The organism is Gordonia hongkongensis (assembly GCF_023078355.1).
In the GTDB taxonomy this organism is placed as follows: Bacteria; Actinomycetota; Actinomycetes; order Mycobacteriales; family Mycobacteriaceae; genus Gordonia; species Gordonia hongkongensis.
Map to the genome: position 1 here is coordinate 4,770,537 of NZ_CP095552.1, position 15,376 is coordinate 4,785,912.

General features: G+C 68.1%; 9 protein-coding genes and 1 pseudogene. 3 read left to right on the top strand and 7 right to left on the bottom strand.

Annotation, left to right across the window (positions count from 1 at the left end):
• Positions 1 to 85 precede the first annotated feature (85 nt).
• Complete coding sequence (locus MVF96_RS21555; protein ID WP_247452153.1) at positions 86 to 1,690, bottom strand: IS1182 family transposase; 1,605 nt, start codon at positions 1,688 to 1,690, stop codon at positions 86 to 88.
• 90 nt (positions 1,691 to 1,780) lie between these two features.
• The gene (locus MVF96_RS21560; protein ID WP_058249916.1) at positions 1,781 to 2,263 is read right to left on the bottom strand and encodes an NUDIX hydrolase; all 483 of its coding nucleotides are present in this window, start codon (positions 2,261 to 2,263) and stop codon (positions 1,781 to 1,783) included.
• 349 nt (positions 2,264 to 2,612) lie between these two features.
• Between MVF96_RS21560 and MVF96_RS21565 the strand changes: the two genes are divergently transcribed.
• The 3 genes and pseudogenes from MVF96_RS21565 to MVF96_RS21575 all read left to right on the top strand — a co-directional run bounded on the left by MVF96_RS21565 (position 2,613) and on the right by MVF96_RS21575 (position 7,661).
• On the top strand, positions 2,613 to 4,064 hold the full coding sequence (locus MVF96_RS21565) for a hypothetical protein (protein ID WP_247450412.1): 1,452 nt from the start codon (positions 2,613 to 2,615) through the stop codon (positions 4,062 to 4,064).
• Positions 4,061 to 5,055 (top strand): annotated as a pseudogene (locus MVF96_RS21570) (glutamate ABC transporter substrate-binding protein). Before MVF96_RS21565 ends, MVF96_RS21570 begins: the two are co-directional and overlap by 4 nt.
• Positions 5,056 to 5,060: 5 nt before the next feature.
• Positions 5,061 to 7,661 carry a serine/threonine-protein kinase gene (locus MVF96_RS21575; RefSeq protein ID WP_247450414.1) on the top strand — a complete coding sequence of 867 codons (2,601 nt, stop codon included), beginning with the start codon at positions 5,061 to 5,063 and terminating at the stop codon, positions 7,659 to 7,661.
• Here MVF96_RS21575 and MVF96_RS21580 read toward each other — a convergent pair.
• The 5 genes from MVF96_RS21580 to MVF96_RS21600 all read right to left on the bottom strand — a co-directional run bounded on the left by MVF96_RS21580 (position 7,658) and on the right by MVF96_RS21600 (position 15,366).
• The gene (locus MVF96_RS21580; RefSeq protein ID WP_247450416.1) at positions 7,658 to 9,502 is read right to left on the bottom strand and encodes an HNH endonuclease signature motif containing protein; all 1,845 of its coding nucleotides are present in this window, start codon (positions 9,500 to 9,502) and stop codon (positions 7,658 to 7,660) included. The genes MVF96_RS21575 and MVF96_RS21580 overlap by 4 nt on opposite strands.
• A gap of 148 nt (positions 9,503 to 9,650) precedes the next feature.
• Complete coding sequence (locus MVF96_RS21585) at positions 9,651 to 10,853, bottom strand: acetate kinase (protein ID WP_247450418.1); 1,203 nt, start codon at positions 10,851 to 10,853, stop codon at positions 9,651 to 9,653.
• Complete coding sequence (pta, locus tag MVF96_RS21590; protein ID WP_247450420.1) at positions 10,850 to 13,048, bottom strand: phosphate acetyltransferase; 2,199 nt, start codon at positions 13,046 to 13,048, stop codon at positions 10,850 to 10,852. Before pta ends, MVF96_RS21585 begins: the two co-directional genes overlap by 4 nt.
• Before the next feature lie 42 nt (positions 13,049 to 13,090).
• Positions 13,091 to 14,764 (bottom strand): FAD-binding oxidoreductase, encoded by a 1,674-nt coding sequence (locus MVF96_RS21595; RefSeq protein WP_247450422.1) that lies wholly within the window; start codon positions 14,762 to 14,764, stop codon positions 13,091 to 13,093.
• Positions 14,761 to 15,366: a TetR/AcrR family transcriptional regulator gene (locus MVF96_RS21600; RefSeq protein WP_247450423.1), complete on the bottom strand. Its 606-nt coding sequence runs from the start codon at positions 15,364 to 15,366 to the stop codon at positions 14,761 to 14,763. Before MVF96_RS21600 ends, MVF96_RS21595 begins: the two co-directional genes overlap by 4 nt.
• Positions 15,367 to 15,376 lie beyond the last annotated feature (10 nt).

Consider the following 15,376-nt stretch of genomic DNA (forward strand, 5'->3'; position numbering starts at 1 on the left):
TGGGTTGAGGTTCCTGCTGCGGGGATGTGTCGGTTCCGGGGTGTGGTCGTGGTGATCGATCTAGGTGGGGCGGCGGTGCCGCGGTTCAGGCGGTGGCCAGTGTCCAGGTGCCGTTGGTGGTAGTCAGTCCGAGGGTGATCAGGCGGCGTAGGTTGATCGCGGCGGCGCGGTGGTGCAGCCAGTTGTTGTTGCGTTCGATTCCACGGTAGGGCACCCGCCGGTTACCGCGGGTGAGCCAGGCAATCGTCCGTTCGACCATGGGTCGATGCTGGCGGTAGGTGTCGGCAATAGTGTTGTCAGAGAAGTGTTGTCGGTGTTCGCGCTGGAGTTGGTGGTGTTCGCCGAAACTGATTTTGCGTCCACGAACCGCGGTGGTGCACCGTGCCCGAAGTGGGCAGTCTTGGCAGGCCGCACCGTAGGTGACGTGGCCTTTCGCGCTGACCGGTCGGGTCAGGTTGTTGGGGCAGGTCAATGTGTTCGCGTCGGCGTCGAAGGTGAAATCGTCGATGACGAAACCACCAGCAACCGCCGGCATGTGTGGCTTGGGTTTGATCACCGCGTTCCATCGTGTCCGCGCCAGCGTGGCCAGCATGTCACCGGAGGCATACGCTGAATCACCCAGCACCTCACGATCGTCGGCGTCGTCGGCGACGGTCGGATCGCTCAGCAACAACCGTGCCCCGACTGCTCCGTCGGAAGTGTCCGGACCAGCGGCTTTGGTCATCTCGATCGCGGTGACCAACCCGGTCTCCGGTTCATTGACGATGTGGCCCTTGAACCCGTCCTGCTGGCGTGCCCGGGTTTTGTGGGCGTGGCGGGTGTCGGTATCGACGGTAGAGATCACCCGGTCCGGGGCGGTCCGGGGCGCGATGCGCCAGCGTCCGTCGGTGCCATCAGAACCTGGTGCCGGTTCCACATCCTGGCCGGTCACCAATGCCAGCAATGCCACCGCCTGCGCCTGGGCCTGGTTACTCGGTTCCTTGTCGATGGCCTCGAGGTCCAGACCGTCGAGCACGGCCAACCCATCTTCGACAAGGGCGCTGATCAGGTCCTGTTGAGCACACTCATCATCCCAGGCGATCCGCGGCTTGCCGGGCCGGTCATAGCCGCCGCCGGTCAACGCGGCCAGACGAGTCGCGTGCTGCTCGACCACCACCGCACCACCGTCGACCTCTCGGGCGACCCGCCGGATCGCCGCGATCACCTGGGTGATGGCGTCCTGGCGGGCCACCGCGTCATCGAAGATCGTCGAATCCAGCGCTCGACGACTCTTACCCGCGAGCACCCCGGTGGTGGTGATGACCTCGCGTACCACCTCGAAAATGCGGTGCGGCCGATCGCTGGCTGCCAGTCGCCGACGCCAGTACGTCAGAGTCGACGGATGAAAACCTTTGTTACCCAACACGAATCCACACGCCGCTTTCCACCGCAGATCGAAAGTGACCGCATCAGCGGCTTCGCGATCGGACAAACCCTGCAGCGTTTGCAGCACGATCACCGACGCCATCGTGGCCGGCGGGATCGACGGACGGCCCCGGCCGCTGGGAAACAGGTCCGCGAACATCTCCGCAGGAAACAACTGCTCGCGATGAGCAGCCAAAAACGCGAACACACTGCCCTCGGCCAGCAAATGCCCGACGACCGAGTTCACATCCAGAAACTCACCCTGACGATCCGGCTCACCCTGCATACCCACCAGGATCCCAGCCCACCAGGCAAACCCGCTCACCCCACACCGAAACGACACCGACTATTTCAGCAGTCTCTTAGGGAGCGGTGATCAGCTCTGGGGATCCAACATCGCGATCCGCTCGCGGAGAACGGGCCACGCGAGTCCGAACGCGGGATGCAGCGGGAGTTGATCGACGCGCTTCTCGTCGACCCATCGCAGTTCCGTGGATTCGAAGTTGGCGACCGTGCGGACCGGCGAGTCCGTCTCGGCGATGACCGTCGTGTAGGTCCATCCGCCGGGCGCCTCGAGGGTGACGACCGCTGCGACGACGCGCAGGTCGTCGGCGGTGATCCCGGCTTCCTCCTCTGCCTCGCGGATCGCGGTGTCGATGGCACCCTCGTGCGAGTCGCGGGCCCCGCCGGGCAGCGCCCACGTGCCGCCCTGGTGCGACCACGCGGCGCGGTGTTGGAGGAGCACCCCGGTCGATCCGTCCGGCAGCGGCGCCCGCAGCAGCAGACCTGCCGCGCCGTGGATACCCCAGTATCGAGAACCGTCGGGATCGATCACCCAGCCGTCGCCGTCGCCGCGCACCACGCCTCCTCGCAACCCGGTCGCCCCGACCGGGTGCCTCCACCGTAAGTGAGATGCGCAACACCTGCCAGGGAGACCGCGAAGCCCTCTCGTCGCGGCTAGGAACCTCGAGGTGCCGTCGGCGAGCACCCGGCACGCGCGAACCGCCGAGGTCGGCGGCGCGGCGCCGGTCGACTCGGGAGGAACCCGGCACGATGACATAGGGTGAAACACGCACGACCCGGTGAACGATGACCCAGATGACACAACCCCTGACGTTGATCGCCCGGTCACGCGAATCCGGAACGGGGAACCGGTGACCGTAGGACCGCACCGGAGACGATCCAGCGTTTGAGAAGGGATCAGGTAGGTGACCGGCGACGCGTCCTCCGTGCGGACGGCGCTGACGCGTGGCGGTCGCACGATCCGTCCGGCGCAGGCCTCACCCCCGATCCGACAGGTGCTCGCCGACCGACGCGAACTCGTCGCCACCGCCCGGGAACGCGCCCAGTCCCCGTTCCAGACCCTGCGCCACTTCGCCGTCACGACCCCCGGCAAGCTGATCATCATCTGCGGAATCCTGGCGATCGGCTGTCTGAGCACCGGCCTGTACGCATCGACGGTCCTGGAAGACCGCACCCAGACCCTGCAGCGCCTCATCGATCGGACCGAACCGCTCGCCGAGGCCGCGCAGGTTCTCTACAGCTCGCTGTCGATCGCCGATGCGTCGGCGAACGCGGCGTTCATCTCCGGCGGACTGGAGACCCCCGATCTGCGGCAGCGCTACTCCGACGCGCTGGCGACGGCGTCGTCGTCGCTGATCCTGGCCACCGGTACCTCCAGCGAACCCGGTTCCGGCATGGTGTCGGACCGGGCCGAGCAGGCGGTCAGCGCCGATCTCGAGACCCTGTCCACCTCGATCCCGGTCTACAGCGGACTCATCGAGACGGCGCGGACGAACAACCGGCTCGGCAACCCGGTGGGATCGGCGTATCTCGGCCAGGCGTCGTCGATGATGCAGGACCAGATCCTCCCGGCCGCCCAGCGCCTCTACGAACGGCGATCGATGGCCATCGCCGACCCCCAGCAGACCCTCACCCGTCCACCCTGGACCGTGTATGCGCCGCTCCTGTTCCTGCTCGCCGCGCTTGTCCTGACGTCGCGCTACCTGGCGCGGCGGACCCGGCGGCGGTTCAACATCGGCATCGTGGCGGCCATCTTCGCCCTCAGCGTCGGGACCCTGTGGTTGCTCGCCTCCGGTCTGATGTCGGTGGCCGCCACCAGCGATGCCCGCACCGAGGGCGCCGACCCGCTCCGCGACCTGACCGCCGCCCGGATCCTCACCCAGCAGGCGCGGTCGGCCGAGACGCTCTCGCTCATCCGCCGCGGTGATCAGGGCGGTCTCGAGCGCAGCTTCTCCGCGGCGACCAGCGAGATCGGCAACATCGTCGACGACGTCCGCGAGGGCACCGAAGACGGCGACAGCGCGGTCACCGGCGAACAACTGGACACGGTCACGGCGGCGCTGACCGAGTGGCGCCGCACCGACGCCGCGGTCCGCCGCTACATCCAGACCGGCAACTTCGGTCTCGCGCGCCTGCACACCGTCGGCGACGGACCGGACAGTTCGGCCCGCGCCTACACCGCGGTGGACACCGCGCTGGTCGATGCGATCACGACTGCCCGGAACTCCTTCCGGGACGACATCAACACCGCGCAACGGGTCCTCGGGTTCACCGGCACCGGCATCCTGCTGCTCACCGTCTTCGCCGGCGTCGCGGTCGTGGGCGGTCTCATCCCGCGCATCCGGGAGTACCGATGACCGTCCCCTCGCCTCGCCGCCTGCTGACCGTCGTGGTCCTGCTCGCGCTCACCGGCCTCGTCGCCACCAGCTGCGTGCGTTTCCCCGCACCCGACTCACCCCCACCGACGGCGACCGCCGGGCAACCGATGCTGCCCGGCGTCCAGTTCGACGTGCCCGTCGAACCGCCGCCGAGTTCCGAGGCCTGCAACGCGACCCTGACCCTGCGGCCGCCCGCCCAGATGCCGCCGCCTGCTCAGATGCCGATCAATTCGACGATGGCCGGCATCCTCGAGCGGGGCCGGCTCATCGTCGGGCTCGACATCGGGTCCAACCTGTTCAGCTTCCGCGATCCGATCACCGGCGACATCCAGGGCTTCGACGTCGACATCGCGCACGAGATCGCCGGCGCCATCTTCGGCGACGACCGCCGCGTCGAGTTCCAGGTGTTGAGCTCGGCGCAGCGGATCGACGCCCTGCGGGACATGACGGTCGATCTGGTGATCAAGACGATGAGCATCACCTGCGACCGGTTGCGCGACATCAGTTTCTCGGCTCCTTATTACGTCGCGTCCCAGCGCATCCTGTCGTTCCAGAACTCCAACGTGACCGGTCCGGCGCAGCTCGCCGACAAGCGGGTCTGCGCCGCGCGCGGGACCACCTCGATCGGTCGTATCCAGGCCATCCAGCCCCGAGCCAAGATCGTCAGCACGACGACCTGGGCCGATTGTCTGGTCCTGATGCAGCAGGGTCAGATCGACGCGGCGACCACCGACGACGCGATCCTCGCCGGTCTCGCCGCGCAGGATCCGTGGTTGCGGGTCGTCGGCCCCAGCCTCGGCGAGGAGTTCTACGGCGTCGGGATTCCCAAGGGCCAGGACGACATGATCCGGTTCGTCAACGGCGTGCTCGAGCGCATCCGGGTGACCGGCCGCTGGCAGGAGATCCGGGACCGGTGCTGTCCATCCTCGACAGTGGGTACGGCGCTCCCCAGCCGTACTACCGGGACTGATCCCCATGGACGACGCGGCCCGAAACGATCACGACACAGACGACGTCACCCACGGCGAACGGGGCGACGACCTCGGCACCCAGCGGGTCTCGCTCGACGCCCTGCTCGGCGACGACGACGCCGACCTCGACGGTCCCGGCCCGGGCGGTGGCCGTCCCGGTGGTGAGGACGCCGAGACGACCGCGAAGGTGGTCGACGTCGGCACCCAGCGGGCCGACCTGGCGGCTCTGACCGAGGGCCCCGACGACATGGACGACACCACCGACCCCCGGCCCGGCCGACGCACCGACCCGGATGTCGGAACCCAGGCCGTCGCACCGGTGTTCACCGTGGGGGTCGACCCCGACGACCGGACCGACCGCGTCGAACGGCAACCTCCGGCCGTGCCCCTTCCGGAACCCGACTCCGGTCCGCTCGGCCGGCGTCTGGTTCCGCGGCGTCGGCCGCCGGTGCACGAGCGGCGGCTCGGCAGCGGCCTGGTCGAGATGCCGAAGATCACCGACATCGAGCCCGAGGACGCCGTCATCGACGACCCGGTGATCGCCGACAGCAAGCGGTTCTGCTGGCGCTGCGGCAAACCCGTCGGTCGAGCCGAGGGCGAAGGCGCCGGTCCCCCGACCGGCGACTGCGGCAACTGCGGCGCCCGGTATTCCTTCGTCCCGGGACTGGCTCCCGGAACATTGGTCGCCGACCAGTACGAGATCGCCGGCGCCATCGCCCACGGCGGCCTCGGCTGGATCTACCTGGCCATCGACCGCAACGTGAGCGACCGGCCCGTCGTCCTCAAAGGCCTGCTGAATTCCTCGGATTCGGAGGCGCAGCGCGTCGCGGTCGCGGAACGGCAGTTCCTCGCCTCGGTCAACCATCCCGGGATCGTCAAGATCTACAATTTCGTCGAGCACGTCGACGACGATGACCGCTTCGGCTACATCGTGATGGAGTACATCGGCGGCCAGACGCTCAAACAGATCACCGCGGGCGATCCGGACAACTCCCTGCTGTCGGTGGAGCAGGGCCTGGCCTACATCCTGGAAGTGCTTCTCGCCGTGGGCTATCTGCACTCGGTCGGCCTGGTCTACAACGACGTGAAACCCGAGAACATCATGGTCGGCAGCGACGAGGTGAAGCTGATCGACCTCGGTGCGGTCTCGCCGATCAACGGCTACGGGCACCTGTACGGCACGCCCGGGTTCCAGGCACCGGAGATCGTGAAGACCGGACCGCAGATCGCGACCGACATCTACAGCATCGGACGCACCCTCGCAGTCCTGACCGTGCCGATGGAGATGCGGAACGGACGCTACGTCGACGGTCTGCCCGCCGCGTCGAAAACGCCTGTCTTCCGGAATAATCCGTCGTACTACCGCCTCCTGCAACGCGCCACCGCCCCCGACCCGGCCGATCGGTTCGTCTCCGCAGAGGAGATGAGCACCCAGGTGCTGAATGTGTTGCGCGAGACTGTCGCCGTGCACACGGGGGTCCCGCGGCCCGCGCTGTCCACGGTCTTCACCCCGCAGCGCTCGACGTTCGGCACCGACCTGATGCTCGCGCCGGTCGATGGCTTCTTCGACCCCGATCAGGCGGCGTTCTACGATCCGGTGGACATCGCCAACGCCCTGCCCGTCCCGCTGGTCAACCCCCTCGACCCGGCGGCGAGCCTGCTCACCTCGGCGGCGCTGTCCGACCCGCGACAGACCCTGGATTCCATCAACACCGCCCGGGCAGAGGGTTTCGCCTCGCTCTTCGGCGGCCGGCCGGTCAAGAACGCCCACCCGTCACGGGAGATCGATCTCGCCGAGGCCCGCGCGCATCTGCAACTCGACGACGTCGACACCGCGCTCGCCCTTCTCCAGGAAGTCCGCGCCCACCACGGCGATTCGTGGCGGGTCGAGTGGTACATGGGCATCTGCGCGTTGATGAACGACGAACCCGAACTGGCCTACGAACGCTTCGACGAGGTCCTCGGCGCGATGCCGGGCGAGGTCGCGCCCAAGCTCGCCGTCGCCGGCACCGCCGAACTCATCGGCCGTTGGCTCGCCGACGAGAAGGGCCCGGCGAAGTCCGCAGAGAAGATCACCAAACTGTATGACGTTGCGCAACATCACTATCACGATCTGTGGTTGACCGATCACAGCATCGTGACCGCCGCGTTCGGTCTGGCCCGGCTCGCCGTGGCGGCCGGTGACATTGATGCCGCGATCCAGCCGCTCGACGAGGTGCCGGCCACCAGCCGCCACTTCAACACCGCGCGCGCCACGGCGATCATCGCGCTCGTGCACGGGCGACCCACCTCGCAGGTGACCCGCGAGCAGATCGTCGAGGCCGCACGCCGTCTCGAGCAGATCCCGGACACCGAACCGCGCAAGGCCCGGATGCTGCTCATCGTGCTGGGCACCGCACTGGGCTGGATCCACGACAATCCCGACGATGCCAAGCAGGACAACGAGCCCTCGACGCTGCTCGGTTTCCCGTTCACCGAGTACGGCATTCGCACCGGCACCGAACGTTCGCTGCGCCAGCTGGCCCGCCTGACCCGCACCAACCGGGACCACCGGTTCATGCTCGTCGACCTCGCCAACTACGTCCGGCCGAATACGTTGTTCTAGGGCTGTCCGAAGAACGTCCCTGTTGCGTTGCGTACCAGCGGGTCGTCGCCGAGGAGCTCCGCGAGGTGGGCCTCGACCGGTGACGGACGGGTGCTGCGCACGCGCCGTGGTGGCCGGACGTCGATGACGTGGCTGGTTTTCAGCCATGAGCGGCGTGCTTGATCGCCGGGCCCCCTGCTCCCTGAGGAGCGCCCGGAGCTTGCGGAGGGCGCGTCACCCCTGCTCCCTGAGGAGCGCCCGGAGCTTGCGGAGGGCGCGGTAGCACTGCTCCCTGAGGAGCGCCCGGAGCTTGCGGAGAGCGCGTCACCCCTGCTCCCTGAGGAGCGCCCGGAGCTTGCGGAGGGCGCGTCACGAAGGGTCCGGCGACCGAGCCCGCGAAACCCTTGTGTGGTCGGTCCGTGGATCTCGTCGCGCACGGTGTTCAGGTGTTCTGCGAACCGCCGCGGTATGTCGGGTCGGCGGTTCAGGCGACCGGGATTGGGTGGGGCGCCGGGTTCGGCGTTCAATCGCCAGACGCAGCGGCCTTCATCAGGTCCGGAGCGCTCGATGTGCGTGGTGTACTGGCCGGGATTGTCGCCGACCATCCGGTTATGACGGGGACAGGCCGGGGCGAGGTCGTCGATGTCGGTGAGACCGCCCTTGGCCCAGTCCCGTTCGGCGTGATGAAGCTCGATGTGGGTGGCGGGCTGATCGCAGCCGGGTGCCGAACACACTTCCCCGTCGGGACGGGCGAAAGAGACGAGGCGCTGTTCGCGGGTGGCCAGACGTTTGCCCCGTCCGAAGTGCAGCGGCACAGTGGTGGCGTCTTTGAAGATCGCCAACCATGGCTGGACGTCACCGGCCATCGCGATCAGGTCCCGGATGGGCAGCAGGGTGCCGGTGGCGGTGGTTGCGAGTCCGGCACCCCGGATCAGGTCGGAGAGGTCGGCTTTGATGATCAGTTGCACGGGTAGCCCGCGGTGCGAGGTACCGAGTGCGCCGTCGGCGAAACCGGCGGCCAGTGCGGCGTCGAGCGCGTCGTGATTGGTCTGGGCGAGAGTGCGCCCGTCGCGGTCGGCTGCCGACGCCAGGGCGTCGGGGTCGGCGGTACCGGCCGGGCCTTGGGGTGAGGCGGGGTCGTCGGGGTTGTTGAGTCCTGGTTTGCCCCAGACGGCGAACATCATCGTGAGCCGGGCGTGGAGTGCGGGTGTCAGGGTGCCGGAGATCTTGGCGGTGCCGTCGGCTCGTTGCCGTCCGATCCACAGGCCGCGGCGTCGTTTCTGGTCGGTGTCGTCGGACAGGGTGCCGTCGGGATCGAGGTGGGCAAGCAGCCGCGAGCCGAGCTGGGTGATCTCGGCAGGCGTGTGGGCTTCGGCGATCTCGGCCATCTGTCGTTCGGCGGCGACTTTCACGTCGTGTTCGACAGCATGCGGGATCTGGTCGAGGACATCGATGGCGGCCTGGACGTGCCCGGTCCCCACGGATCCGGTGGCGAAAGCCTCTGCCAGCGTGGGGTGTTCAGGTTCGAGACGGTCGCCGTTGAGGCAAGTCAGCGCGGCGGTGGCGTTCAGCTGCTTGCGTCGACGCATCGGGTTGGAGATCCGCAGCCGATGGGTCATGAACTGCATCAGAGTGCGGCAGCCGGTCTTGCGGGGCAGATCACGAGCCTCGATTTCGGCGACTTGCCGGTCGCCGGCGTAAGTGGTTCGAGCGATCGCGCGTTCGGTAGCGGCGGCGACTTCCATCAGTTCTTCGTCGGTGCACTGGGACAAGTCGACGGTCTGCAGTTTGTCAAGGGTCGCGTGCAGCTCGGCCACCAAATCGACGGCGCGTGGTTGCGGCGTGATTGATTCGTCAGACATTGTCACCCCCGGAGACGATTGCACGAATACATGTTCGAGTGTAGACGCTATAGCGCTGGTGTGCAACGTTTTTCGTTGTCCATTCGCAGCGAGCATCTTGTCGGTGGCGCGTGGTAGGGCAGCCGATTCTCGCACCTGCGGCCGAGGATCAGTCCGCCACCACCGCCGCCGACTGCCGCGCGATGGCCAGCTCCTCATTGGTCGGAACCACAAGGACCTCTACCGCACTGTCATCCGCCGAGATGCGTCGGGCCTCCTTGCCACGCACCGCGTTTCGCTCGTCATCGACGACAATCCCGAACCCTTCCAACCCCGCCAGCGCACGGGCGCGGACGACCGCGGAGTTCTCCCCCACACCGGCCGTGAAGGTGATGGCATCGACACGTCCGAGGGCGAAGGCGTAGGCACCGATATAACGGCGCAGGCGGTGGATGTAGACGTCGAAGGCGCGTCGGGCGGCGTCGTCACCGTTGTCCATCAGCTCGGTGATGGCGCGGAAGTCGTTCTCGCCGCACAGACCTCGAAGTCCCGAACGCTTGTTGAGCAGCGTGTCGATCTCGTCGACGGACAGGTTCGCCACCCGGTTCAGATGCAGGACCAGTCCGGGGTCGAGGTCACCGCTGCGGGTCCCCATCACCAGCCCCTCGAGCGGGGTCATCCCCATCGACGTGTCGATCGGCTGCCCGCCCGCGATGGCCGACGCCGACGCGCCGTTGCCCAGGTGCAGCACGATCTGGTTCAGCGACGCCGGGTCGCGGTCGAGGAACTCGGCCACCCGACCGGAGACGTATTCGTGGCTGGTGCCGTGAAAACCGTAGCGGCGGATGGCATGTTCGTCGGCGACCGCGCGGTCGATCGCGTATGTCGCCGACGCATCAGGGAGCCCGTGGAAGAACGCGGTGTCGAACACGGCCACCGAGGGGACGTCGGGGAGCAACTCCCGGGCCGCCAGGATGCCGACCAGGTTGGCCGGATTGTGCAGCGGCGCCAGCGGGGAGATCCGCTCGATCTCCGAGATCACCTCGGGGGTCACCACCGTCGGCTCGTAGAACGACCGGCCACCGTGCACCACCCGATGTCCGACCGCGCTCAGTCCCGCGTCGGCCAGATCGGTTCCGTTGCCGGCGAAGAAGCGCTCCGCGCGTCGGACCGCGGCGAGGTGATCGTCGAGTTCCAATGTCTCGGTGACCGTCTCACCATTCTGTTCGTGTGTCATCGACGAACCGGAGTCGCCGATCCGCTCCGCGATGCCCTCCGCGATCACCGTGCCGTCCGCCGGTTGCACCAGTTGGTATTTCAGCGACGACGAGCCGGCGTTGAGCACCAGCACCGCACCCGACGCCCCGCTCATCGGGGACCCTCGGCCTCGGCGGAGGCGGCGTTCTCGGCGAGTGGGTCCACGCCCTCCTGCTGGGCCTGGATCGCGGTGATGGCGACCGTGTTCACGATGTCCGAGACGAGGGCGCCGCGGCTCAGGTCGTTGATCGGCTTGTTCAAGCCCTGCAGCACCGGACCGATCGCGACCGCGCCCGCGCTGCGCTGCACCGCCTTGTACGTGTTGTTGCCCGTATTGAGGTCGGGAAAGATCAGCACGGTCGCACGGCCGGCCACCGGCGAGTCGGGCATCTTGGTCTTCGCCACCGAGGGTTCCACCGCGGCGTCGTACTGGATCGGCCCCTCGACCAGCAGATCGGGTTGCCGCTCGCGTACGAGTTCGGTTGCGGTCTTGACCTTCTCGACGTCGGCACCCGATCCGGATGTGCCGGTGGAGTACGACAGCATCGCGACCCGGGGATCGATACCGAAGGCCGCGGACGTCTGCGCCGAGGAGATGGCGATGTCGGCGAGCTGTTCGTCGGACGGATCCGGGACGATGGCGCAGTCTCCGTACGCGAGCACCTTGTCGGCCAGGCACATGAAGAACACGCTCGACACGGTGGACACACCCGGTTTGGTCTTGATGATCTCGAAGGCCGGCCGGATCGTGTGGGCCGTGGTGTGCGACGCCCCCGACACCATCCCGTCGGCGCGCCCGGTGTGCACCATCATCGTGCCGAAATACGACACGTCCCGCATCTTCTCCTGTGCCCGTTCCAGATCCATACCCTTGTGCTTGCGCAGCTCGGTGTAGATCCGGGCGAACTCGTCGAGATACTCCGACTCGGCCGGGTCGATGACCGTGACGTCGGAGAGGTCGAGTCCGAGTTCGATGGAACGCTCGCGCACCGCTTCGGGATCACCGAGCAGAGTGAGGTCGGCAACGCTGCGCCGCGCAAGCCTGTTGGCGGCCCGCAGGATCCGGTCATCGTCGCCCTCCGGTAACACGATGTGCTTTCGGTCGGCGCGCGCACGGGAGATCAGGCGGTACTCGAACATCTGCGGCGTCACCACGGTCGGCGTCGACACGTTGAGGTTGCGCATGACCTTCTCGGGGTCGACATGGGTCTCCATCATCGCCAGTGCGGCCTCGATCTTGTGTACCGAGCCCACCCCCACCTTGCCGCGCGTGTGAGCGGCGGTACGCGCGGTGTCGTAGGTGCCCTGCGGGCAGCTGATGATCGGCAGGGTCGGCTTCAACCCGCTCACCAGCGCCTCGATCATCGGGTGCGGTTTGAGTCCGCCGTTGAGGATGATGCCGGCGAGACGCGGGAAACCCTGTGCGGTGTTGGCGTTCACGAGTGCCAGGAGAACATCCGACCGGTCGGCGGGCGTGATGACCACGGTGCCGTCGGTGAGCCGCTCCAGGATGTGCTCGACGGTCATGCCACCGACCATCACCCGGAGCGCCTCGCGGTCGAGCAATTCCTCGTCACCGCTGTACATCGTCGCGCCGAGCGCCTCCTTGAGCTCCCCCATCGTGGGGGCGAAGAGCACCGGCTCCTCGGGTAGGCACAGCGCCGGAATCCCGGTGCTGCGCAACTGGTCCCGGATCTCGTCGAGGCGGTCGGGGTCGCACCGGTTGGCAACCAGGGCGACGGGGGTGGCATGGGCAGCGGTCACCTCGGCGATCAGCCCCTCGGCCAGACCGTGCATCTCTTCCGGCGACCGGTCGATCGCCTTGATCGCCAACACCATCGGCGCCGACAGATTCGCGGCGATCCGGGCGTTGTAGCTCAGCTCCGACGGGGTGCCGACGTCGGTGTAATCCGAACCGACGATGACCACGCGGTCGCAGCGGGACTGGATGGCGTGAAAGCGCGCGACGATCTCGGCGACCGCACCTTCGGGATCGTTGTGCACCTCCTCGTAGGTGACACCGAGACAGTCCTCGTACGGGAGGTCGGCGGATTCGTAGTCGAGGAGGAGATCGAGGATCGGATCACGATCCTCCGCGGCCGTCCGCGAGATCGGACGGAACACCCCGACCCGCCCGCCGGTCGCCGACAGCAGGGCCAGCAACCCCAGCGCGACGATGGACTTACCGGTCTCGCCTTCGGCCGAGGCGATGTAGATGCTGGTCGTGGGGTCGGCGACGATCTGATCCGCGCTCGCGGGTCCGTCGGCGTCGGCGGTCTGGACTCTATCCGTGGCCATGCGCCCCAGCATAGTGGCGGACGGACCGGGCAACCCCGGTCCCGGAGTCGGGCGTCAGAGGAGAATACCCGGATTGCACACACCGTCGGGATCGAGCGACGCCTTGACCGACCGCAACGCGTCCAGGGCCAGGGGCCCGATCTCGTCGTGGTACGCGTCACGGTGATCCCGCCCGACCGCGTGATGATGGGTGATGCTGGCACCGGACGCCCGGATCGCGGAATTGGCCGCGACTTTCGCCGCCCCCCACTGCGCCAGCGGGTCGTCGGCGAACGGTGCGACGACCGTGAAGTACAGCGAGGCACCCGACGCGTAGACGTGACTCACGTGGCACATGATCAGCGGCGGCGTACCCGAGGCAGTGAGCGAGTCCGTCAGCGCGGCCGTCACCGCGGCGCGCACGTCGTGCAGCCGCGACCAGAACGCGACGGTCTCGAGCGTCTCGACCAACACCCCGGCATCGAGCAACGGGTCGCGAAGGTACGGTCCCGCGAAACGTCCTGTCCGCCAGGCCTCTCCGGGACCCTCCCCCAGCGCCCCGCCACCGGCGTCGATCAACACCGACGATGCCGCATCGCGTCGCCGCGCCACCTCGTCGGCCGCACCCTCGTACCCGGCGACGACCAGACACCCGCCGCCATCGCCATCGCCATCGCCATCACCATCGCCCTCACCGCTCCCGGCGCCGGCGTCATCCGGCCCGCTCGCTTCGCTCCCGGCGCCGGCGGGATCAGCGAGATTCAACGCCGTCTCCACCTCGTCGGACAGCCGGAGCACCGTCGGCAGGGGACCGTCTTGGGCCAGCCGACGGAGAGCGGTCGCGCCCTCGGCGAACGAGGCGAACCGCCAGGCGTCGAAGACGCGGGTCGTCGGGGCCGGGCGGATACGGATCTGCACGCTCGTGATGACACCGAACACGCCCTCCGACCCGAGGACGAGCTGACGCAGGTCGGGTCCGGCCGCCGACCGCGGCGCGGTACCGAGTTCGATGGTTCCGCGCGGAGTCGCCAACACGAGGCCCTCGACCATCTCGTCGAAGCGCCCGTATCCGGCCGACGACTGGCCGGCCGAGCGAGTCGCGGCATAGCCACCGATCCCGGCGCCCTCATAGGACTGCGGGAAATGACCGATGGTCCAACCCTTCTCGCGCAGGAGCGCCTCGGCCGCGGGTCCGCGCAGACCGGCCTGCAGGGTCGCCGTCCGGGAGATCTCGTCGATCTCCACCACGCGGTCGAGGCGGCGCAGGTCGAGACTGATCACGCCGTCGAATCCGGCGCGGTCGGGTGTCAACCCACCCACCACGGATGTCCCGCCGGTGAACGGCACCACCGCGATCCGTCGCTTCGAACACACCCGCAGGATCGCGACCACTTCCTCGTGGTCGCCCGGGTACACGACGAGGTCGGGCGCGTCGTCGGCGTCACCCGCGCGCAACCGCAGGGTGTCCGGGGTGGAGTACCCGCGCGTGTGCTGTACCCGTGTCGCGTCCGCGTCGGAGACGTGGTCGGTGCCGACGACAGCCGAGATCTCTTCGCGGACAGCAGCATCGACCGCCAACCGAGCCGGCGAGATGGTGTCCGGATCGACGCCGGCGTCGGTTTTCCGGTCCCCGGCCAGCGCAGCCGCGGCGCCGGGCAGTTCGGCCGTGCGCGCCGGGTCTCCCCAGCGCGGCCGAAGCATCCCCACGACGGGGATCGCGGTTTCGTCGGATCCGTGCTCGCCGGTCATCGGACCGGGCCCGGCCGGTTGCCGCCCGTCGGCGCGCCACCGCTCTCGGTGTCGTCTCGGACGATCGCCCGCACGACCAGTTCGGCGATCTGCTCGTCACTCAGGAAGCTGTCGGGGATGAGCATGAGGGAGTAGATGGTGCGCACGAGGAACTCCGCGGCCCCCCGCGGGGTGGGGAACAGCTGGTCCCCGATCTCGGGTTCCAGATCGGGCAGGGCCTCCGACACGATCTGATGGATGAGCGTGGGCCCGGCCGAATCGTTGGTGGCGACGAGCGCGCGGACCACTTCCTCCGGCTCCTTGCGCAGCACGTACTGCAACGCGTCGTGGTTGCGGATGTAGGGCAGCACGTTCACCACCTGCGCGTGGATCTTGCCCGGGGCGTCGGGCGCGGTCGCCGACCATTCGATCAACTTGACCCGCAGCAGCGACACCTCGCGTTCCACGATGGCCGTGACCAGCGCTTCGCGGCCGCCGAACATCCGGTAGGCGGTCGCCCGCGCCACCCCGGCGTGCCGGGCCACCGACGTCAGACTCAGCGTCTTGGCCCCGAACCGGGACACCAGCCCGACTCCGACATCCACCATGCGGTCACGATCCATGCGAAAACCG

What these genes read in the sequence shown, in the direction of transcription:
- MVF96_RS21555 (WP_247452153.1), bottom strand. Translation starts at nt 1,690, where the DNA reads ATGCAGGGTGAGCCGGATCGTCAGGGTGAGTTTCTGGATGTGAACTCG.
- MVF96_RS21575 (WP_247450414.1), top strand. Translation starts at nt 5,061, where the DNA reads ATGGACGACGCGGCCCGAAACGATCACGACACAGACGACGTCACCCAC.
- MVF96_RS21580 (WP_247450416.1), bottom strand. Translation starts at nt 9,502, where the DNA reads ATGTCTGACGAATCAATCACGCCGCAACCACGCGCCGTCGATTTGGTG.
- MVF96_RS21585 (WP_247450418.1), bottom strand. Translation starts at nt 10,853, where the DNA reads ATGAGCGGGGCGTCGGGTGCGGTGCTGGTGCTCAACGCCGGCTCGTCG.
- pta (WP_247450420.1), bottom strand. Translation starts at nt 13,048, where the DNA reads ATGCTGGGGCGCATGGCCACGGATAGAGTCCAGACCGCCGACGCCGAC.
- MVF96_RS21595 (WP_247450422.1), bottom strand. Translation starts at nt 14,764, where the DNA reads ATGACCGGCGAGCACGGATCCGACGAAACCGCGATCCCCGTCGTGGGG.
- MVF96_RS21600 (WP_247450423.1), bottom strand. Translation starts at nt 15,366, where the DNA reads ATGGATCGTGACCGCATGGTGGATGTCGGAGTCGGGCTGGTGTCCCGG.